This window comes from Streptomyces sp. HUAS YS2, from assembly GCF_033343995.1.
In the GTDB taxonomy this organism is placed as follows: Bacteria; Actinomycetota; Actinomycetes; order Streptomycetales; family Streptomycetaceae; genus Streptomyces; species Streptomyces solicathayae.
In genome coordinates this window covers 4361278-4380651 of record NZ_CP137573.1, presented here as the reverse complement: position 1 = coordinate 4380651, position 19374 = coordinate 4361278, and the positions used below count along the sequence as shown (strand labels likewise).

General features: G+C 71.9%; 17 protein-coding genes. 8 read left to right on the top strand and 9 right to left on the bottom strand.

Going from position 1 to position 19374, the window contains the following annotated elements:
* Positions 1 to 63: 63 nt before the first annotated feature.
* Both R2D22_RS20225 and R2D22_RS20220 read left to right on the top strand, forming a co-directional pair.
* A complete protein-coding gene (locus tag R2D22_RS20225; protein ID WP_318105534.1) occupies positions 64 to 477 on the top strand; it encodes a hypothetical protein in 414 nt (137 codons plus the stop codon).
* Between the two features lie 47 nt (positions 478 to 524).
* On the top strand, positions 525 to 1241 hold the full coding sequence (locus R2D22_RS20220; RefSeq protein WP_318105532.1) for a nucleotidyltransferase family protein: 717 nt from the start codon (positions 525 to 527) through the stop codon (positions 1239 to 1241).
* Between the two features lie 75 nt (positions 1242 to 1316).
* Here R2D22_RS20220 and R2D22_RS20215 read toward each other — a convergent pair whose 3' ends face one another.
* The 6 genes from R2D22_RS20215 to R2D22_RS20190 all read right to left on the bottom strand — a co-directional run bounded on the left by R2D22_RS20215 (position 1317) and on the right by R2D22_RS20190 (position 7495).
* Complete coding sequence (locus R2D22_RS20215) at positions 1317 to 2849, bottom strand: DoxX family membrane protein (protein ID WP_318105530.1); 1533 nt, start codon at positions 2847 to 2849, stop codon at positions 1317 to 1319.
* Between the two features lie 133 nt (positions 2850 to 2982).
* Positions 2983 to 3942: a 23S rRNA (guanosine(2251)-2'-O)-methyltransferase RlmB gene (gene rlmB / locus R2D22_RS20210; RefSeq protein WP_318105529.1), complete on the bottom strand. Its 960-nt coding sequence runs from the start codon at positions 3940 to 3942 to the stop codon at positions 2983 to 2985.
* A 76-nt stretch (positions 3943 to 4018) separates the two neighbouring features.
* Complete coding sequence (gene cysS, locus R2D22_RS20205; protein WP_318105527.1) at positions 4019 to 5416, bottom strand: cysteine--tRNA ligase; 1398 nt, start codon at positions 5414 to 5416, stop codon at positions 4019 to 4021.
* A gap of 80 nt (positions 5417 to 5496) precedes the next feature.
* Entirely contained in the window at positions 5497 to 6018 is a 522-nt protein-coding gene (ispF, locus tag R2D22_RS20200; RefSeq protein WP_318105525.1) for a 2-C-methyl-D-erythritol 2,4-cyclodiphosphate synthase, read from the bottom strand.
* Complete coding sequence (gene ispD / locus R2D22_RS20195; RefSeq protein WP_318105523.1) at positions 6008 to 6754, bottom strand: 2-C-methyl-D-erythritol 4-phosphate cytidylyltransferase; 747 nt, start codon at positions 6752 to 6754, stop codon at positions 6008 to 6010. The genes ispF and ispD overlap by 11 nt, the downstream gene beginning before the upstream one ends.
* Before the next feature lie 258 nt (positions 6755 to 7012).
* Complete coding sequence (locus R2D22_RS20190) at positions 7013 to 7495, bottom strand: CarD family transcriptional regulator (protein ID WP_003953493.1); 483 nt, start codon at positions 7493 to 7495, stop codon at positions 7013 to 7015.
* Positions 7496 to 8171: 676 nt separating this feature from the next.
* Between R2D22_RS20190 and R2D22_RS20185 the strand changes: the two genes are divergently transcribed.
* Positions 8172 to 8828, top strand: coding sequence for a DUF461 domain-containing protein (locus R2D22_RS20185; RefSeq protein ID WP_318105521.1), 657 nt, complete (start codon positions 8172 to 8174; stop codon positions 8826 to 8828).
* Between the two features lie 285 nt (positions 8829 to 9113).
* Here the strand turns inward: R2D22_RS20185 and phoP are convergent, their stop codons facing one another.
* Both phoP and phoR read right to left on the bottom strand, forming a co-directional pair.
* Complete coding sequence (gene phoP, locus R2D22_RS20175; RefSeq protein WP_475638844.1) at positions 9114 to 9785, bottom strand: two-component system response regulator PhoP; 672 nt, start codon at positions 9783 to 9785, stop codon at positions 9114 to 9116.
* A 5-nt stretch (positions 9786 to 9790) separates the two neighbouring features.
* Complete coding sequence (phoR, locus tag R2D22_RS20170; RefSeq protein ID WP_318105516.1) at positions 9791 to 11035, bottom strand: two-component system sensor histidine kinase PhoR; 1245 nt, start codon at positions 11033 to 11035, stop codon at positions 9791 to 9793.
* A 265-nt stretch (positions 11036 to 11300) separates the two neighbouring features.
* On the opposite strand from phoR, the gene phoU reads away from it, so the two are divergent.
* From phoU to R2D22_RS20150, 4 genes are all read left to right on the top strand, one after another.
* Complete coding sequence (gene phoU / locus R2D22_RS20165) at positions 11301 to 11981, top strand: phosphate signaling complex protein PhoU (protein WP_318105513.1); 681 nt, start codon at positions 11301 to 11303, stop codon at positions 11979 to 11981.
* A gap of 193 nt (positions 11982 to 12174) precedes the next feature.
* Positions 12175 to 12480, top strand: a complete 306-nt coding sequence (locus R2D22_RS20160) for a trypco2 family protein (RefSeq protein ID WP_318105510.1) — start codon at positions 12175 to 12177, stop codon at positions 12478 to 12480.
* Between the two features lie 16 nt (positions 12481 to 12496).
* The gene (locus tag R2D22_RS20155) at positions 12497 to 17971 is read left to right on the top strand and encodes a trypsin-like peptidase domain-containing protein (RefSeq protein ID WP_318105508.1); all 5475 of its coding nucleotides are present in this window, start codon (positions 12497 to 12499) and stop codon (positions 17969 to 17971) included.
* 103 nt (positions 17972 to 18074) lie between these two features.
* The gene (locus R2D22_RS20150; protein WP_318105506.1) at positions 18075 to 18230 is read left to right on the top strand and encodes a hypothetical protein; all 156 of its coding nucleotides are present in this window, start codon (positions 18075 to 18077) and stop codon (positions 18228 to 18230) included.
* 48 nt (positions 18231 to 18278) lie between these two features.
* On the opposite strand, the gene R2D22_RS20145 is transcribed toward R2D22_RS20150, so the two are convergent.
* On the bottom strand, positions 18279 to 18746 hold the full coding sequence (locus tag R2D22_RS20145; RefSeq protein WP_318105505.1) for a GNAT family N-acetyltransferase: 468 nt from the start codon (positions 18744 to 18746) through the stop codon (positions 18279 to 18281).
* Between the two features lie 157 nt (positions 18747 to 18903).
* On the opposite strand from R2D22_RS20145, the gene R2D22_RS20140 reads away from it, so the two are divergent.
* On the top strand, positions 18904 to 19335 hold the full coding sequence (locus R2D22_RS20140) for a hypothetical protein (protein ID WP_318105503.1): 432 nt from the start codon (positions 18904 to 18906) through the stop codon (positions 19333 to 19335).
* Positions 19336 to 19374: the final 39 nt, after the last annotated feature.

Here is a 19374-nt window from a genome sequence, read left to right as displayed (position 1 = left end):
AACCGTCCCTCGCGAGAGTGACTAAATGTCGCCAAATCATCACCGGCCGCTACGCTCGCCTGCGTGACCCACACAGCCCGCCGCATCGGCCGCTCTCTCGCACTCGTCCTGCCCGTCGTCCTGGTGCTCTCCGGAACGCTCGCGGTGTCCGCCGTTCCGTGGGCCGGCCAGCACGCCGGGACCCAGATGCTCACCGCGTCCTCGGCGGACGTCTCGACGCGCGCCAAGTCCCGTGCACCGCAGGATATTCTGCGCGACCGACTGCTCGCAGAGCTTCAGGAGAAGGACCCCGGCACGGCGCTGACCCACCTCCAGCGTGAGGTCGAGGCCCGCCCGTCGCTCGCCCGGCACTGCATGGACATCGCCCGCGCCCTCGGCCGCGCCGCCGTGAAGCAGTACGGCCCGACCCGCGCCCAGTCCTTCTCCCGCCCGGTCTGCGACACGTCCTTCGCGACCGGCGTCATGGCGGCCTCCTGAGCGGTCGGAACCGAGTTCGCGCAGGGGATCCGCATATCGTTCCCGGTATGCATACCTCTCCGACGCAGGCCGTGGTCCTGGCTGGCGGCCAGGGCTCGCGACTGCGCCCGTACACCGACGACCGCCCCAAGCCGATGGTCGAGATCCCGGGCACCGGGACCCCGATCATCGGCCATCAGCTGTCCTGGCTGGCCGCCGAGGGCGTCACCGACGCCGTCGTGTCCTGCGGGCACCTCGCCGAGGTGCTCCAGGAGTGGCTGAAGACCGCCGAGCTTCCGCTCCGGGTGACCACCGTCGTCGAGTCGGAGCCGCTGGGCCGCGGCGGCGGCCTCAAGTACGCCGCCGCGCATCTGCCCGATCCCGACCAGCCGTGGTACGCCACCAACGGCGACATCTGGACCCGCTTCTCGCTGCGCGAGATGGCCGCCTTCCACGCCGAGCGTGACGCCACCGCGACGCTGGCACTGGCCCGCCCCCGGATCCCGTGGGGGGCCGTCGAGACCGACGCCTTCGGTCACATCACCGACTTCATCGAGTCGCCGCCCTCGCCGTATCTCATCAACGCGGGCGTGTACGTCTTCTCCGCGGCCTTCACGGCCCTGCTGCCGGACCGCGGCGACCACGAGCGCACCACGTTCCCCCGGCTCGCCCGGGAGCGCCGTCTGGCGGGCTTCCCGCTCCCCCAGGGCGCGTACTGGCGGGCCATCGACACCGCGAAGGACCTCACGGAGGCGGCGAAGGAGCTGTCGGGCACCCGCATGTAGGGGCGAAGGGCAGCACCGGACGAAGGGGCGGCACCGCTGCGGTGCCGCCCCTTCGTCCGTGTCGTGTCCCGGTGCTCAGCCCAGCAGGCCGCCGATCGGGTTCCGGTTGCCGCCCGAGGACGAGCCGCCGCCGTCCGACGAGCCGCCGTCGGACGCGCCGCCGTCCGTGCCGCCGTCGCCCGTCGGACCGGACGTGGAGGAGGGCGGGGGCGCCGGCCGCGAGTGGCTCGGCGATCCGCCGCCGGTGCCCTGCGTGGCGGTGGGCCGCTGCTCGACCCGGCCGGACTCGCGCACCGTCTCGGACGGCGACGAATCGGCCTTCCTGTCCTGCTTCTCGCCATCCGCGCCGGCCGTCTCGGACGGCTTCGGGCGGGACTCGGCGGACCGCGACGGGCTGCGCTCGCCCGGCTCCTGCGGGAGCGGCTGGCCGGGCAGGTGGTTGATCGGGTCGTCGTCGCGTTCGGGCACGGTGACCATCTCGGTGGACCGGACGGCGCCGCCGAGCATGGAGCCGACGAGCAGGGTGAGGCCGACGACGACCGCGGTGACGAGGGCGCCGCGGCGCAGCACCCGGCGGCGCAGCTCCCAGAGTTCGGACCGCGGGCCGAGGGTCCGCCAGGCCTCGCCGGCGAGGCGGCCGTCGACGGAGTAGACGGGAGCGCCGGCGATGATCAGCGGGGACCAGGCGGCGAGGAAGATGATGTCCGGCGCGTCGTAGACCGGGACGGTCTTCCAGCTGACGGTGAGGATCAGCGCGGCGGAGAGCAGGGCGCCGACGACCGCGGCGACCCGCTGCCAGAGGCCGAGGACGGTGAGGACACCGACGACGACCTGGAGGAAGGCGACGGTCAGGCCGGCGCCGACGGGGTGGGCGAGGGCGAAGTCGCGCAGGGGTTCGGCGAGGGCCCAGGGGTGCAGCGAGTTGAGCCACTTGACCATGGAGCCGCGTTCGCCGCCGTCGAAGTACACCGGGTCGCAGAGCTTGCCCATGCCGGCGTAGACGGAGATGAAACCGAGGAAGACGCGGAGCGGGAGGAGCACCACGCCGAGGTTCATCCGGCGCCCGGGGTAGTAGGCGTGCCGGACGCCGGACGCGTCGGCGGCGGGCGGGCGGCCGGCGGCGTGGTGGTGCGGGCGCTCGCCGGTGCCGCCGGGGCCCCCGTGGCCAGGAGTCCCGTAGCCGCCCGGGGCGGGCTCGGGCTCGTAGAGGTCGTCGTACGCGCCCTCGGCGCGGCGCATCGGCGGCAGCAGCGGGGCGGTGACGACGGGGGTCGGCATCGTCTCGTCGAAGCGCGGGATGGTCTGGGTGGCGCCGGCGTCCAGCGGTTCGAGCGTGGAGACGGAGGACTCCCGCACGGCTTGGAGCAGTCCGGTCGCGCCGGGAGCGGACTTGCCGCTCCACACGACGGGGGTGCGGCGCCGACCGGCGCCGACGCCGCCGACGCCTGGGGCGGCGGCGGCGAACCTGGGCTGCTGGGCCGGACCGAGCCGGACGCGGAAGCTGGCGTGGTTCACGATGACCTGCGCGGGGTCGGAATCCACTTTGACCATGCTCAGCGCGGGCTGATCGTCGAATCCCGGCCGGGGCGTTCTTGTGTCCACACTCATCTAACCGAGTGATGTGGGTTTAGGACACTGCCTTGACGGTCGGGAAATGTCCGGGCCGCGTCAAGATCGGGTGATACAGGAAAGGGCCCAGCTCAGTGAGCCGGGCCCTGTTCCGAAAGGTCCGCGAGACGTGTCAGCGGTTGCGGCGGCGCGCGACCTCGTAGAGGACGATGCCCGCGGCGACGCCGGCGTTGAGCGACTCGGCGCCGCCCGGCATGGCGATGCGGACGCGGTAGTCGCAGGTCTCGCCGACGAGGCGGCCGAGGCCCTTGCCCTCGCTGCCGATGACGATGACGACGGGGCCGTCCAGGGCCTCCAGGTCCTCGACGGTGTGCTCGCCGTCGGCGGCGAGGCCGACGACGGTGAGGCCGTCCTTCTGGAAGCCCTCGAGCGCGCGGGTCAGGTTGGTGACACGGGCGACCGGGGTGCGGGCGGCGGTGCCGGCGGAGGACTTCCAGGCACCGGCGGTCATGCCGGCCGCGCGGCGCTCGGGGACCACGACGCCGTGTCCGCCGAAGGCGGAGGTGGAGCGGACGATCGCGCCGAGGTTGCGCGGGTCGGTGACGCCGTCGAGGGCGACGATCAGCGGGTCCTCGTGGGCGTCGTAGGCGGCCGCCGTGAGGTCGTCCGGGTGGGCGTACTCGTACGGCGGGACCTGGAGGACGAGGCCCTGGTGGTTGAGCCCGTTGGTCATCCGGTCGAGCTCCTGGCGGGGGGCTTCCATCAGGTTGATGTTGCCGCGCTCGCCGGCGAGCTTGAGCACGTCGCGGACGCGCTCGTCGTTGTCGATGAACTGCTGCACGTACAGCGTGGTGGCGGGCACACCGTCGCGGAGCGCCTCGAAGACCGGGTTGCGGCCGACGACCATCTCGCTGGTGCCCTTGGGGCCGCCGCGGCGGGGGGCGGGGCGGCGCTTGGCGGCCTGTCGGGCGATGGCGTTGGAGACGCGGAACGCCTTGTGGCCCTTGCGGTCCTCGGCCTTCGGCGTGGGGCCCTTGCCCTCCAGGCCCTTGCGCCGCTGGCCACCGCTGCCGACCGTCGCGCCCTTCTTGTTGGACGTGCGACGGTTCCTGCGCTGGCTGTTCCCGGCCATGACTACCTAATCCTCGGTGTTGCGTACATAGGTCTGTAAGTGAAGTGTGCCGCCCGGCTCCCCGAGCGGCACATCATCAGCGGTTGGCGAGCGACCAGCGCGGGCCGTCGGGGCTGTCCTCGATCGCGAGCCCGGACTGGCTCAGCTGGTCGCGGATGGCGTCGGCGGTCGCCCAGTCCTTGCGCGCGCGAGCGGATTCGCGCTGCTGGAGCACGAGACGGACGAGGCTGTCGACGACGCCGTGCAGCTCCTCGCCCCGGTCGCTCTCCCCGGCCCAGTGCGGGTCGAGCGGGTCGAGGCCGAGGACGCCGAGCATCGCGCGGACCTCGGAGAGGCGGGCGACAGCGGCTTCCTTGTCGTCGGCGGCCAGTGCGCTGTTGCCCTGCCGGACGGTGGTGTGGACGATCGCGAGGGCGTGCGGGACGCCCAGGTCGTCGTCCATCGCCTCGGCGAAGGCGGGCGGGACCTCGGTGGCCGGCTCGACGGGGCCGGCCTTCTCGACGACGCGCTGGACGAAGCCCTCGATGCGGGCGAAGGCCGACTCGGCCTCGCGCAGCGCCTCCTCGCTGTACTCGATCATCGACCGGTAGTGCGGGGTGCCGAGGTAGTAGCGCAGGACGATGGGCCGCCAGTGCTTGACCATCTCGGAGACGAGGACGGAGTTGCCGAGCGACTTCGACATCTTCTCGCCGCTCATGGTGACCCAGGCGTTGTGCACCCAGTACCGGGCGAAGTCGTCACCGAAGGCCTTGGCCTGGGCGATCTCGTTCTCGTGGTGCGGGAAGATCAGGTCGAGGCCGCCGCCGTGGATGTCGAAGGCGGAGCCGAGGTACTTGTGCGCCATGGCGGAGCACTCGAGGTGCCAGCCGGGACGGCCGCGGCCCCACGGGGTCTCCCAGTCGGGCTCGCCGGGCTTGGTGGCCTTCCACATGGCGAAGTCGCGGGGGTCGCGCTTGCCGGTGATGCCCTCTTCGGTGGGCTGGCGCAGGTCGTCGATGTCCTGGTTGGACAACGACAGGTAGTCGGGGAACGAGCGCACGTCGAAGTAGACGCTGCCGTCGGCCTCGTAGGCGTGGCCGCGCTCGATGAGGCCGCGCATCATCTCGACCATCTCGGTGACGTGTCCGGTGGCGCGCGGCTCGTACGTGGGCGGCAGGCAACCGAGGGCGTCGTAGCCGGAGTTGAACGCGCGCTCGTTCTCGTAGCCGATGGACCACCAGGGGCGGCCCTGGTCGACGGACTTCGCGATGATCTTGTCGTCGATGTCCGTGACGTTGCGGACGAACGTGACGTCGTAGCCGCGGTACTCGAACCAGCGGCGCATGATGTCGAAGTTCAGGCCGGAGCGGATGTGGCCGATGTGCGGAGCGCTCTGCACGGTGGCGCCACAGAGGTAGATCGAGACGCAGCCCGGCTTGAGCGGGGTGAAGTCGCGGATCTGCCGGGCGCTGGTGTCGTACAGGCGAATGGTCACCACTCCAGGGTAGTGGGCGTGTGGTAGTGCCCCGCGCCCGATTCCCGGTCGCGGGGCGACTTTTTCGGGGGGTTGCCCCCCTATGCGGACGTCTCCGCGGACGTGACGGGGAACACCAGCGCGGTCGCGAGCGCGGCGAGGCCCTCGGCGCGGCCGGTGAGGCCGAGTCCGTCGGTGGTGGTGCCGGAGACGGAGACGGGTGCGCCGGCGGCTGCGCTCAGCGCCTTCTGGGCCTCGTCACGGCGCTTGCCGATCTTGGGGCGTACGCCGACGACCTGGACGGCGATGTTGCCGATCTCGTACCCCTCGGCGCGCACGATGCGGGCGGCCTCGGCGAGCAGGGTGACGCCGGAGGCGCCGGACCACTCGGGGCGGGAGGTGCCGAAGTGGGCGCCGAGGTCGCCGACGCCGGCGGCGGAGAAGAGCGCGTCGCAGGCGGCGTGGGCGGCGACGTCACCGTCGGAGTGCCCGGCGAGGCCGTACTCCTCGCCCTCCCAGAGGAGGCCGGCGCACCACAGTTCGCGGCCCTTCTCGAAGGCGTGCACGTCGGTGCCGATTCCGGTACGGGGGACGACGGGTGTCGCGGGCTTCTCAGAAGCCATCGTTGGCCCTCCTGCGGGCGAGTACGGCCTCGGCGAGGACGAGGTCGAGCGGGCGGGTCACCTTGAAGGCCTCCTCGTGGCCGGGCACGACGACGACGGGCGCGCCGAGCCGTTCGACGAGCCCCGCGTCGTCGGTCGCTCCGTCACCGGTGAGGGCGATGGTCGCGTGCGCGTTGACGAGGGTGTCGCGGTCGAAGCCCTGCGGGGTCTGTACGGCGCGCAGCCGGGACCGCTCGGGCGTGGCGACGACGGGTTCGGGGGCGCCGGCGCCGACCGGTTCGACCTCCTTGACCGTGTCGGCCAGCGGCATCGCCGGGACGACGGCGACGGCTCCGTCGCGGACCGCCTCGACGACCGCGTCGACGGTGTCGACCGGGACGAGGGGGCGGGCGGCGTCGTGGACGAGGACGATGTCGACGCCCTCGGGCAGGGCGTCGAGGCCGAGCCGTACGGATTCCTGGCGGGTGTCCCCGCCGGGGACGACCAGGTAGTCGGTGCGGGCGGGCAGCGCGTGCTCGTCGAGCAGCCGCTTCACCTCCGGGGCCCCGTCGGCGGGGGCGACCACGACGACGAGCGAGACGGCGCGGGAGGCGGCCATGGCGCGGACGGCGTGGACGAGCATGGGCGTGCCGTTCAGCGCGCGGAGCGCCTTGGGGGCGCCCGGGCCGAGCCTGACGCCCCGGCCGGCCGCGGGAATCACGGCGGCGGTACGGAGAGGACGCGTTTCGTCTGACATCGGTTGCACTCCGGCAGGTTTGTTTCCTCGGCCCTTGTGGGTATGGCCTCAATCGTGCCGGGCGCGACGCCTCGACCGGGCCCTTTCCGTGACGACTTGGTCAGGAGCGGTCGCGCCGGGCGCACGTGTGCGCGGCCGTCGTGGCGTATTCGCACACTCGGGAACGGGAGGGGACACGAACATGCCGCAGCGCCCGGCAACAGCGCTGTGGTTAGAGGTCACAGCTTGTCAGCGGGCACCGCGGCATCGATATGTGCGTCAGGACGCGAGGACCTCGTCGAGGAGAGCCTCCGCCTTGTCCTCGTTCGTGTTCTCCGCGAGGGCGAGCTCACTCACCAGGATCTGCCGAGCCTTGGCGAGCATGCGCTTCTCACCTGCGGAAAGACCGCGCTCACGCTCGCGGCGCCACAGGTCGCGGACTACTTCGGCGACCTTGATGACATCGCCGGAGGCGAGCTTCTCGAGATTTGCCTTGTAGCGACGGGACCAGTTGGTCGGCTCCTCGGCGTACGGTGCGCGCAGCACCTCGAAGACCCGGTCCAGCCCGTCCTGACCGACCACGTCGCGAACTCCGACGAACTCCGCATTGTCCGCCGGCACACGAACCGTCAGGTCGCCCTGGGCGACCTTGAGCACCAAGTAGGTCTTGTCCACGCCTTTGATCTGGCGAGTTTCGATGGCCTCGATCAGCGCGGCCCCGTGATGGGGATAGACCACGGTGTCGCCAACCTTGAACGTCATGTGACAGGTACCCCTTCCGTGGCTATCCAGGGTAACACGGAAACGGCGTCTTCTGAATGGCGTTTTCGCAGGTCAGGGCATATCTCGGGGCTTGACAACAGCAACGCGATCGTGCTGCGGAGGAGTTGCGGAGGGCGGTATTCGCAGGTCGGAGCCGCTCTGCGAACGGAGAGAAACGCGCGTGTTACAGATGCCCGGGGACTGAGGATGGGGGTTGGTTGCCCTGGTTTGTCCGGTTCGGTGCGTCGAACTCTGCGTACTCCGTTCGAGCATCGATCACCCGTACGGACCTCTGTCGCATCGCTTTCCTGAATTGATCACGCCGGGGGGCGCTCGCGGATTTCCTGCGGCAATAGCGAATTGATCACGGCGGGATATGTGAACGGCGGGCGAATCGGCGCGGGGGCCACGGCGGGCGCGGCGCGATCCGGGTACCGCGGCCCGGACGGTGGCGGCCGCCGGGTGATCCGCCGGGTGATGTCGACGGAGACGTCAGGGGGACGCCAGGGGGCAGGGGGGACGTCCGGGGGACGTCCGGGGGACGTCCGGGGGGACGTCCGGGGCCTAAGGGGCGGGTCGGGTGCGGGACGGAGAGTGCGGCTCGGTAACCTAAGCGCGCTGACACACCCTTAGCTGTTCCTTAGCCCGTCCGTACGTCCTAGGAGATGCCGCCGCCGTGAGCCGCAGCCTTCGACGCGGCGCCCTCGCCGCCACCGCCATCGTGATCTCGATCGCCTCGCTGTCCGCCTGCGGTGCAGGGAACGACGCACAGACGCTCGAGGTCAAGCCGGACAACGCCGCCGTCACGGTGGAAGACGTCCAGATCCAGAACGCGCTGGTGATCACTCAGCCCGAGGCCGGCGCGAAGGGTCCCGCCGTCGTCTCGGCGACGGTCTTCAACAACGGAAGCACCAGCCAGACCATCGACTCGATCACCCTGCCGCGCACCACGGCCGTCGTGAAGCTCAAGCCGGCCACCGGCGCGGGCCCGATCGTCGTCCCCGCGGGCGGCTCGGTCGTCATCGGCGGCAAGGGCAACGCCAGCGCCGTGATCGCGAGCGGCATCGGCGACCGCAGGAACGGCGACGCGCTGAGGGTCGTCTTCAGCCTGAGCAAGACCGGCGAGGTGGGCCTGCAGGCGTTCGTCGTCCCGGCGCAGAGCTACTTCAAGGAGTTCGGCCCCTCCGAGATCCCGGCGCCCCCGGCCGCCAAGCCGGCGGAGAAGCCCGCGGAGAAGCCGTCCGGCGAGGCGTCCGCCCCGGCGGGCGAGGCCTCCGGCGCCCCGGAGACCGGCGAGCCGACCGGCGAGGCCACGCACGCGGCGGGCCACTGACCCACACGAAGGGGCGCCCCACCGGAAGTCCGGCGGGGCGCCCCTTTCGCGTACGCCCTACGGCTCACGCCTCGTACGAGCCGCAGCCTGCGCCCCGTACGCGCTGCTGTCTACGGCTCGAACTTGTAGCCCAGGCCCCGCACCGTCACCAGGTACCGCGGCGCACCCGGGTCCGGTTCGAGCCCCGTCCCGCGTGCGCCCCTCGCACTGCTCGGCCCCAGGGGGCCTCACAGGCTTCGGCACGCTGCGCCGGACTCCGTCCGGCCGTCCGGGGCGACACCGTGTCTACGGCTCGAACTTGTAGCCCAGGCCCCGCACCGTCACCAGGTACCGCGGCGCACCCGGGTCCGGTTCGATCTTGGCGCGGAGGCGCTTGACGTGGACGTCGAGGGTCTTGGTGTCGCCGACGTAGTCCGCTCCCCAGACCCGGTCGATCAGCTGCATGCGGGTGAGCACGCGGCCCGCGTTGCGGAGCAGCATCTCCAGGAGGTCGAACTCCTTCAGCGGCAGGTCGACCTTGCCGCCCGCGACCGTCACCACGTGGCGGTCGACGTCCATGCGGACCGGGCCGGCCTCCAGGGCCGCCGGGGTGACCTCCTCCGGCTCGCCGCGGCGGCGCAGCACCGCGCGGATGCGGGCGACCAGCTCCCGCGAGGAGAAGGGCTTGGTCACGTAGTCGTCGGCTCCTATTTCCAGGCCGACGACCTTGTCGATCTCGCTGTCCTTGGCGGTCACCATGATGACCGGGACGTTGGAGCGCCCGCGCAGCTGGCGACAGACCTCGGTGCCGGGCAGACCCGGCAGCATCAGGTCGAGGAGAACGAGGTCGGCCCCGTTGCGCTCGAACTCGTCGAGTCCTTCGGGCCCGGTCGCCGCGACGGCGACCTCGAAGCCCTCCTTGCGGAGCATGTACGACAGGGCGTCGCTGAAGGATTCCTCATCCTCGACGACAAGCACTCGGGTCACGGAAGGACCTCCGGGGCAGGGAGTGGTTCGGTGGTGGAGTCGGGGGCGTGATCGTCGGCGCCCTCGGCGCCGGAGGCGTTGCTGTTCCGTACGGCGCCCGCCTCGGGCAGCCGCAGGGTGAAGGTGGAGCCCTGACCCTCGGTGCTCCACACCGTGACCTCCCCGCCGTGCGAGGCGGCCACGTGCTTGACGATGGCCAGGCCCAGGCCCGTGCCGCCGGTGGCACGGGAGCGGGCCGGGTCGACCCGGTAGAAGCGCTCGAAGACCCGCTCGCGGTCCTTCTCCGAGATGCCGATGCCCTGGTCGGTCACGGCTATCTCGATCAGGTCGCCGCCGGGCGCGGCGACGCGGCGGGCCGCGATGCCGACGCGGGTCCGGGCCGGTGAGTAGTTGACGGCGTTCTCGACGAGGTTGCCCAGGGCGGCGGCCAGCTGGCCGCGGTTGCCCCAGACGTGCAGCCCGGCGCTACCCCCCGACGCCATGGTGATCTGCTTGGTGGTCGCGGTGTGCCGGGAGCGGTCGATCGCCTCGGCGACCAGTTCGTCCACCCGTACCGGCTCGGCGTCCTCCAGCGGGTCGTCGTTCTGCACCCGCGAGAGGTCGATGAGTTCCTGGACGAGGTTGGTGAGCCGGGTCGCCTCGATCTGCATCCGGCCGGCGAAGCGGGTGACCGCCTCGGGGTCGTCCGAGGCGTCCATGACGGCCTCGGAGAGCAGGGAGAGCGCGCCGACGGGGGTCTTGAGCTCGTGACTCACGTTGGCGACGAAGTCCCGGCGGACGGCCTCGATGCGGCGGGCCTCGGTGAGGTCCTCGACCAGCAGCAGGACCAGCCGGGAACCCAGCGGGGCCACGCGGGCGGAGACGGCGAGCGCCTCGCCCCGTCCGGTGCCGCGCCGGGGCAGGTCCAGCTCGACCTGCCGTATCTCCCCGTCCCTGCGGGTGTCGCGAGCCATGTTGAGCATGGGCTCGACGGCGAGCTTGCCGCCGCGGACCAGGCCCAGGGCGTACGCCGCGGAGCTGGCCTTGACGACGGAGTCGCTCTCGTCGAGCACGACGGCCGACGACCGCAGGACCGACAGCACCGTGTCGACACCGGGCGGCAGGACCGCGTCGGTGTGCAGGGAGGTCCGCGTCGGGCGCGCCTGGTCGCGTTCGCTCCAGCGGAACGCCAGCATGGCGATCACGCCGGTGCACACCCCGGCGATCGCTGCCAATGCGGCGACCGCCGCGTTCACGTCCATGCCATCCAGGTTATGCGTGCTCGCAGACACTCTCCCAGCCGTCCGAGTGGCTGCTCGAACAGTCGTCGCCCAGAGTTCACCGTGGAGACGGTGTTGGTTCATTTGGTACGAAGCGAACGGCGGCGGGCGACTCCCAGAGTTCACCGAGGCGAAAGAGCCGGTTCACTTCCGGTGGAAGCGCCCGACGTGTAGGGGCCCGAACGTGGCAGCGTGGGGGTCCGAGCCCCACCCGGACCCCGGACTGCTGTGGAGAAGAGGGACACCGATGCGCGACGCGTACCACGAGGAACTGGACTCGATCGGCGAGGGCCTGGTCGAGATGGCCCGCCTGGTCGGGTCGGCGATCGGGCGCGCCACGACGGCGATGCTCGACGCCGACCTGAAGCTCGCGGAGAGCGTGATCGCCGCGGACCAGAAGGTCGACGACCTCCAGCACGACCTGGAGGCGCGGGCCATAGCACTGCTCGCGCGCCAGCAGCCGGTGGCGACGGACCTGCGGATCGTGGTGACCTCGCTGCGGATGAGCGCGGACCTGGAGCGCTCGGGCGACCTGGCGCAGCACGTCGCCAAGCTGGCCCGGCTGCGGTTCCCCGATACCGCGGTGCCGCGTGACCTGCACGCGACGATCCTGGAGATGGGTCAGCTGGCGCAGCGCCTGATGGCGAAGGCGGCGGAGGTCATCATCACGAAGGACGTCGACCTGGCGCTCCAGCTGGAGCATGACGACGACGAGATGGACCTGCTGCACCGGACGCTGTTCCAGCACCTGATGGACGACCGCTGGAGGCACGGCATCGAGACGGCGGTCGACGTGACCCTGCTGGGCCGCTACTACGAGCGGTTCGCCGACCACGCGGTGTCGGTCGCGAAGCGCGTCGTCTACCTGGTGACGGGCGAGCACGCGGACGAGCTGCAGGCGGCGGAGTCCCCGGTCGAGGGCGCGTAGGGCCCGTGCGACGACAAGGCCCCGCCCGGTGCGCCGGGCGGGGCCTTCTCGTCGCACGAGGCTTCGTCGCACGAGGCTTCGTCGACCGAGGCTTCGTCGACCGAGTGGTGGCCGGATCTGATCGCACATGATCCAGAACGGCCTCCGACGCCCTACCCTCTGAGACACTCTGCCTTCGTCTCGGGGGGACCGCATGGACATCGAACTCGCCGATCTGCTGAAGTCGCTCCGCTCGGAGATCGGCCGTGCCCGCCTCGACGCCGCCGGTCAGGACGTGCGGTTCCGGATCGACTCGATCGACCTCGAACTGCAGGTCGCCGTCGAGAAGAGCGCGGAGGCCAACGCCGGGATGAAGTTCTGGGTGGTCTCGCTCGGCGCCAAGGGCACCGCCAAGGCGGCGGAGACCCACACCGTCCGGCTGAGCCTGGCCGCCGAGACCGCCACCGGCGAGCCGGTGCTGACCGGCGACGACGTCTCGGACCTCTTCTCCGCCGGCTGAACCCTGAATGAGTCCCGTGGACAAGAACCGGGTGGCCCAGGTCGTCATTCGGCAGGGGTCGGACCTCGATTACGGGTCGGGCTACCGGATCAGCAGCCGGTTGATCCTCACTGCGGGCCATCTGCTCGCCGCCCCCGGCGCCTGCACCGTGATGATCGGCCTCGACAAGGTCGAGGTCCCGGCCACGCGCGTATGGCAGTCGGCGCACGGACAGGATCTGGCGCTGCTGCTACTCGACGCCGTGCCGTCGCATCTCGGCCCGGCGCCGGGCATCTTCCTGGGCCGCCTGCCGGACGGCGTGGGCAGCGTGCCGGTCACCGGGATCGGCTTCCCCAGGTTCGCGCAGCGCGCCGCCTCGGAACGGTTCCAGGGGTGGGACCGGCGCGACAGCTTCCAGTTCGACGGATCCGTCCAGCTCGGCTCCAACATGAAGTCGGGGCTGCTGCATCTGACCATGACGACCGCCCCGCCCAACGAGAGGGCGGCCGACGGAACGGACTCCTGGAAGGGCGCGTCGGGCATGGCCCTGTTCGCCCCCGGCGGCGTGCTCGTCGGAGTGCAGGCCCAGCGGCTGCCCGCCGCCGGAACCGGCAACACCGAGGCCGAGCCCGTCGCCAAGGCATTCGACGACCCGGAGTTCCGCCGCGTGCTCGGTGAGAACTTCGTGCCGACCCACCCGGTCGACGTGGAGCTGCCCGGTCGCGAGCCGGGACGCCGACTGCGGCTGGTGGTCTCCCAGCAGGAACTCGTCGAGGGCTTCGGCGACTTCGAGAAGAACCTCACCCCGGACCGCATGCCCTTCGTGTCGCCGGGCAGCGATCACGACACCGCTCCGGCCAAGCTGCTGACCCGGCTGGTGACGTCGGCGGAGCGCGGCGTGCTCCTGGTCGGCGCGGCGGGTACGGGGAAGACGCGTACCGCCCTCGAAGTGGGGCGGCTCGCCCTCGACCAGGGCTGGCGGGTGCTGCACGTCGTACCGCGGAACCGTGGCGAGTCGACGGCCGATCAGATCGTCGACGAGATCGCCGAGCGGGCCTTCGCGGAGCCCGGCGCCGCGCTGGTGGTAATCGATCTCAACGAGACCAACCTCGACCTGCAGGCCCTGCGGCACCAGTTGCTCCCCGAGGCGCGCCGTCACAACGTACTCATGGTCCTACTCGCCACGGTGCGACCCGGCTGGCTGCTGGAAGCCGATCGCGCGCTGGTGTACGAGCTCTTCGACGAGGTGCGACTGCGGCAGGACGAGGAATTCCAGCAGCTCGTCACCCGGAACGCCCTGGAGACACTGGCGCCCACCGCCATCCGTGAGCTGGGTACGGAGCGGATGCTCGAGGTCAGCGGCAACCGTCCGATCGTCGCCCTGCTCGTGGCCCAGGAGATCGAACGCCGGTACAAGGCGGGGCTCTCCCTGCCCGAGGACGTCGGCCTGCGGTCCGGCGGCGAACTGCCAGCGTGGCTGCTGAAGCGGCTGGGCGAGGACGGCCTCACCGTGCCTGGCCGCCGCCCGAACAGCCTCACCCCCGCACGTGCCTCGCACGGCCTGGTGGCCGCCGCCGCCGCCGCGGCGGCCTGCCCGCAGGACCACACCGAGGTGGTGGCGAGCGCCCACGCCGCCCTGGCCGGGGCGACCGGGGACGTACCGCCGGCCGAGGGCGTCGTGGCGACGCTCGTGTCGCTGGGCTGGCTGGAGGCGCGGAACGACGGGCTGTCGGTCGCGCACGACATCGTCGCCGACCAGCTCATGGAATCGGTCATGCTCCCCGAGCCGACCGACACTCCGGACGTCGCCGGAACCCAGGCCCTGCTTGCCGGCTGTCTCACCGGCGCCCGCACCATCGGGCGCTTCTCCGGCAACCTCGGCCGCCTCGTCAACGACCTCGCCCTCAGCGACCGGGCGTCGGCGGTCACCCCCGTGCTCCACGACTGGTTCACCGCACAGGCGGCCGCCATCGGCGGCCTCATGCGCCACAACTCCGACGTGGGCAGCTACGCGCTCGGCGCGATCTGCTCCGGGCCGCCGTGGTCCGACGCAGCCGTCGCGTCCTGGGATCAGGTCGTGAGCCCCTGGCTCACCGACTTCGGCGGCAGTTTCGACGCCCGGCACGTCCTTCACCGCGGCCTGCGCCATCTCCCCGGCGACGGGGCCCGGTACCTCGTCCCCGCCGCACTCGACTGGCTCACGGCCTACGGGCTGACGGGCCCGGCCAGTTACGTCGCGGGCCCCCTGCTCAGCCGTACGGACGTACCGGCCGACGCCGTGCAACAGGCCGTCACGTCCACCCTCGCCTGGCTCAACCGGCACAGCACCACTGCGGAGGCCGGATACGTCCTGAGGCCGCTGCTCGCCCGTACCGACCTGAGCCCCTTCGACACGCGGCGGGTCCTGTCCGCGGCGCTCGCCTGGCTCGACCGGCACTCCGCCACCCCCAGCGCCGGATTCGTCCTCAGCGTCTTCCTCTCGCGCGGAGACCTGGGCCCCGACGACGTCCGGCGGGTCCTTCCCACCGCCCTCGACTGGCTCGACCGCAACGCCACCGTCCCTGGCGGCGGATACGTCCTCCGGCCGCTGCTCTCCCGCAGGGACCTGGATCCTCAGACCCTCGCGGACGCGCTGCGCGGCGCTCTCGCCTGGCTCGACCACCATGTGACCACCGACCGCGCCTATCTCGCCCTCGGCCCCCTGCTGGCCCGCATGGACATGGCCCCCGAGGACGACGAGCGAGTCCTCCGGACCGGCCTCGACTGGCTCGACGCCCACGCCACCTCGGCGCAGGCCCGGTACGTCCTGCGCTCCCTGGTCGCCCGCCCCGACCTGCCTGACGACCACATCCGGCGGGTGCAGCGCGCCGCCATGGACTGGCTCGACCACCACGCCGGCACGGTCGACGCCGAGTCGGTCCTCGCCCGTCTGCTGGGGCGCTTCGACCTGGGCGCCGAGGACGCCGAGCGGACGCTGCGCGCCAGTCTGGGCTGGCTCGACCGGCACGCCACCGCTGTCGAGGCCGAGTACATCCTCGGCCGGCTGCTCGTACGCACCGATCTGCCGCCCGAGGACATCCTGCGTGTACGACACGCCGCCGTGGACTGGCTCGACCACCACGCCGCCGTGGAGAAGGCGTCGTACGTCCTGCGGCGTGTGCTCGGCCTGGCCGAGCTCCCCGGGACCGGCCGCCGCCGATCGGCTGCCGCCGCCCTGGTCTGGCTCGACCACCACGTCAGCGATCCTGTCGCCTGCTTCATCGTCGGCCCGCTGCTCACCCGCGCCGACCTCGATCCCGACCACCTCCGGCACACGCTCCGCGTCGCGTTCAGCTGGCTCGACCACCACGCCGACGGCGACGCGGGGTACGTGCTCAAACCCCTGCTCCTGCGCACTGACCTGTCGGCTCGCGACGCCCGGCGCGCACTCCGTGTGACGCTCGCCTGGCTCCGCTCGTACGCCACGACCCTGGACGCGGGATACGTCCTCAACGGCCTGCTCTCTCGTACCGACCTGAGCCCGGACCAGGCGCAGCAGTCGCTCGCCGACGCCTTCGGGTGGCTCGATCTCCACGCGGCCACCGTGGACGCCGGACACGTCCTCGGCCGGCTGCTCGAACGTCCCGATCTCACGCCCGGTGATGCTCGGCGCGTGCTGTCCGCCACCCTGGCCTGGCTCGCTGACCACGCCGATACGGCGCAGGCCCGCTTCGTCCTCGAGGCCCTGGAGGCGCGCGACGGCTTCGGCGCCGAGGAGGCTCTGCGGTCCCTGTCGGCGCAGTTCGACTGGCTCAACGAGCAGGTGGGCCATCCCCATGCCGGATACCTTCTCGCCCCGCTGCTGAAGCGCACCGACCTGGGCGCCGGGCACGCCCAGCGGTTGGTGACCGTGACCCTGGCCTGGCTCCACCACCAAGGCACCGTTCCGAGAGCTACGTTCGTCCTGGATTCGCTGCTCTCCAGGAGCGATCTCACCGTCGACCAGCTGGGCCGGGCCGTCAGCGCCGCCTTCACCTGGTTCGGCGATCACGCGGTCACACCGGAGGCCCGCTTCGTCCTCAAGCCGCTGCTGGCCGGCAGCGGTCTCGGCCCGCAAGAGGCGCGGCTCTCGACCGCGACGGCCTTCGCCTGGCTCGACCTGCACGGCACGACCCCCAGCGCCGCACACGTCCTCGACCCGCTGCTGGGCCGTGCCGACCTCAGCTCCGAGGACGCCCGGCGGTCGGCGACCGCAGCTCTCACCTGGCTCGACGAGCACGGCACCGCCGCCACCGCCGGACACATCCTCGGACCGCTGCTCGTCCGTGCCGAATCCGGCTCCGCGGACGCACGGCGCGCGATCTCCATGGCCCTCGCCTGGTTCGGCCCTCACGCGGCCAGGGCGGAGGCCCGCTTCGTCCTCAAACCCCTGCTCGCTCGCGCCGACCTGGCATTTGACGACGCCCAGCACTCCGTTACCACGGCCCTGAGCTGGCTGGCCCAGCACGCGGCCAGGCCGGAGGCCCGCTTCGTCATCGAGCCCCTGCTCGCCCGCCCCGACCTCGCGCCCGAGCAGGCGAAGCGCTGCATCGGCACGGCCGTCGTCTGGCTCGACGAACACGTGACCGCGGCGGAGACCCGGTACGTGCTCGAACCGCTGCTCGCCCGCCCCGATCTCGCACCCGAGGACGCCCAGTCGGCCGTCTCCCATGCGCTCGTCTGGCTCGACCGGCACGCCGCCGCGCCCACCGCCGGATACGTCCTCAAGCCGCTGCTCGGCCGCACCGACCTCGGCCCCGACGACGCGCGGCGCGCGGCGGCGCACGCCCTTGCCCACCTGGAGGAGCACGCCACCAGCTCCTACGCGGGGCACATCCTCACGCCGCTGCTGGGCCGCACCGATCTCACGCCCGCGGAGACCGGGCAGGCCGCCCCCCGCGCCCTCGCCTGGCTCGACCGCCACCCCGACGCTTCCGGCGCCGGCCATGTCCTGCGCCCGCTGCTGGGCCGCACCGACCTCACGGCGGGCGACGCGAAGCGTGCCGTCGCCGCCGGCTTCGCGTGGCTCGACCGGTACGGGTCGACCGCACGGTCCCGGTTCGTCCTCGCCCCGCTGCTCACCCGCACCGAGGTCACCGCCGACCAGGCGCAGCGAGCCCTCTCCATGGCGCTCGCCTGGCTCGACGACCACGCGATGATTCCCGGTGCGCCCCTCCTCCTGAGGGCGCTCCTGTCCCGCGCCGACCTCACCGCCGCCGACGCCAGGAGGACCGTCACCATCGCGTTCGCCTGGCTCGGCGACGGCGACCACGCCGCCACCGCACGGGCCCGGTACGTCCTCGCCCCCCTGCTCACCCGTACCGACCTCGGTGCGCCGGACGCCCGGCAGGCCGTCTCGCTGGCCCTCGGCTGGCTCGCCGACCATCCCGACCCGGAGAAGACCGAACTCGTCCTGACGGCGCTGCGCTCGCGCACCGACCTCACCCCGGACGAACGACGACGGCTGACGGACGCTCCGGTCGAGGGCGCGTGATCGCTGCGCGGTGCGGTGCGTAACCCTGTGCGCCGTTGATGCGCCGTGTCGGGTGGGCATGCAATGGGGAGGAAGGCGACCCACGCCTTGGAGGAGGGACCCCATGGCCGAATCCCCCGTCACGACGAACGATTCGCCGCAGGACGCCCCGCGCGAGGTGGTGTTCCTGCCCGTTCTGGGCGCGTGCGGCTGCGGCTCGGGCTGCGGCTGCGGCTGCCAGTCGGGCGCGCCGTGCCAGTGCGGCGGCTGCTGCGGTTAGCGCGGTGGGCGGGGGCGGGACGACGGTCCGCCCCCGCCGTCGCGTCCCTCACACGGTGAGGACGCCGACGGCCTGGTCGCCCGCGAGTTCGCCGGTCTCCTCGAAGCCGAGCCGGCGGTAGAAGTCCCCGGGGCCGTGCTCGCCCTGGTGCCAGGACACGTACAGCTTCGACGTCCCGCGCCGCCGCAGCTCCTCGCGCACGGCCTCGACGGCGAACTTCCCGTACCCCTTGCCCTGGTGGGCGGCGCCGATGTTCAGCCGCCACAGTCCGCTGCGCCGTACGTCGGCGGCGTCGCCGTCCCAGTGGATGTCGATGAAGGCCATCAGGAAGCCGACGATCTCGTCCCCGTCGAGGATCAGCCGCGGCCAGGCGGTCTCCCCGAACGCGTACGCCTCGGCGAGCGAGGTCGCCACGGGCGCGACGTTGTCCTTCTGATGGGGGTGCACGCTCAGCGCGAGCGCGGCGTCGACGTTGGCGGGGGTGATCGTCGCGAGACGCAGTCCGGTGGCACTCATTGCCCGCACGCTAGACGATCACCCGCGGCGGACGCCCGCGAATATCCGCCTGCGCCTGCCCCCGAGCGGTCAGTACACTCCACCGATCATTGGGAGGGGTGAGGCACGCGTGCCTCATGTGACCTATGGGGGTTGGGATTTGACTACGTACAAGCAAGTGCTCCGGCGACGCTTCCTCTCGCGCTCGCTGGCGGTCCTCGTCGCCACGGTGGCCGCGTTCACCGTGAGCGTCTCACCGTCGAGTGCCGCCGACGCCGGCTGGGCGACGCTGTCGCGGTCGCTGTACCTGACCGGGTCGCCGACGGCCGGATCGGCCGCCTCGATGAACCGGAGCATCTATCTGGCCGCGGGCAACTACTCCTGGTCCTCGGCCGTCCTGAGCGAGGGCGCGACCACCGCAAGCAGGCAGATCTACCTGGCCGCGGGTTGGTACGCCTGGAAGTGCACCATCCACGCTCCGGTGGCCGGCCGGTACCAGCAGACCTGTTCGCTCGACCACGGAGCCGGGCCCGCGTACCTCGTCTCCGACCAGTTCCGGCTCATCAGCGGCCAGTACACGATCCAGAGCGACCTGTTCGGCCCGTACTAGAAACGAATCAGCCCCCTACCGGCGGAGAAGCCGCACGTA

Excerpts from the sequence above, each read along its gene's own strand:
- R2D22_RS20220 (WP_318105532.1), top strand. The coding sequence starts at position 525 with ATGCATACCTCTCCGACGCAGGCCGTGGTCCTGGCTGGCGGCCAGGGC.
- R2D22_RS20215 (WP_318105530.1), bottom strand. The coding sequence starts at position 2,849 with ATGAGTGTGGACACAAGAACGCCCCGGCCGGGATTCGACGATCAGCCC.
- rlmB (WP_318105529.1), bottom strand. The coding sequence starts at position 3,942 with ATGGCCGGGAACAGCCAGCGCAGGAACCGTCGCACGTCCAACAAGAAG.
- ispF (WP_318105525.1), bottom strand. The coding sequence starts at position 6,018 with ATGGCTTCTGAGAAGCCCGCGACACCCGTCGTCCCCCGTACCGGAATC.
- ispD (WP_318105523.1), bottom strand. The coding sequence starts at position 6,754 with ATGTCAGACGAAACGCGTCCTCTCCGTACCGCCGCCGTGATTCCCGCG.
- R2D22_RS20190 (WP_003953493.1), bottom strand. The coding sequence starts at position 7,495 with ATGACGTTCAAGGTTGGCGACACCGTGGTCTATCCCCATCACGGGGCC.
- phoR (WP_318105516.1), bottom strand. The coding sequence starts at position 11,035 with ATGGACGTGAACGCGGCGGTCGCCGCATTGGCAGCGATCGCCGGGGTG.
- phoU (WP_318105513.1), top strand. The coding sequence starts at position 11,301 with ATGCGCGACGCGTACCACGAGGAACTGGACTCGATCGGCGAGGGCCTG.
- R2D22_RS20160 (WP_318105510.1), top strand. The coding sequence starts at position 12,175 with ATGGACATCGAACTCGCCGATCTGCTGAAGTCGCTCCGCTCGGAGATC.
- R2D22_RS20150 (WP_318105506.1), top strand. The coding sequence starts at position 18,075 with ATGGCCGAATCCCCCGTCACGACGAACGATTCGCCGCAGGACGCCCCG.
- R2D22_RS20145 (WP_318105505.1), bottom strand. The coding sequence starts at position 18,746 with ATGAGTGCCACCGGACTGCGTCTCGCGACGATCACCCCCGCCAACGTC.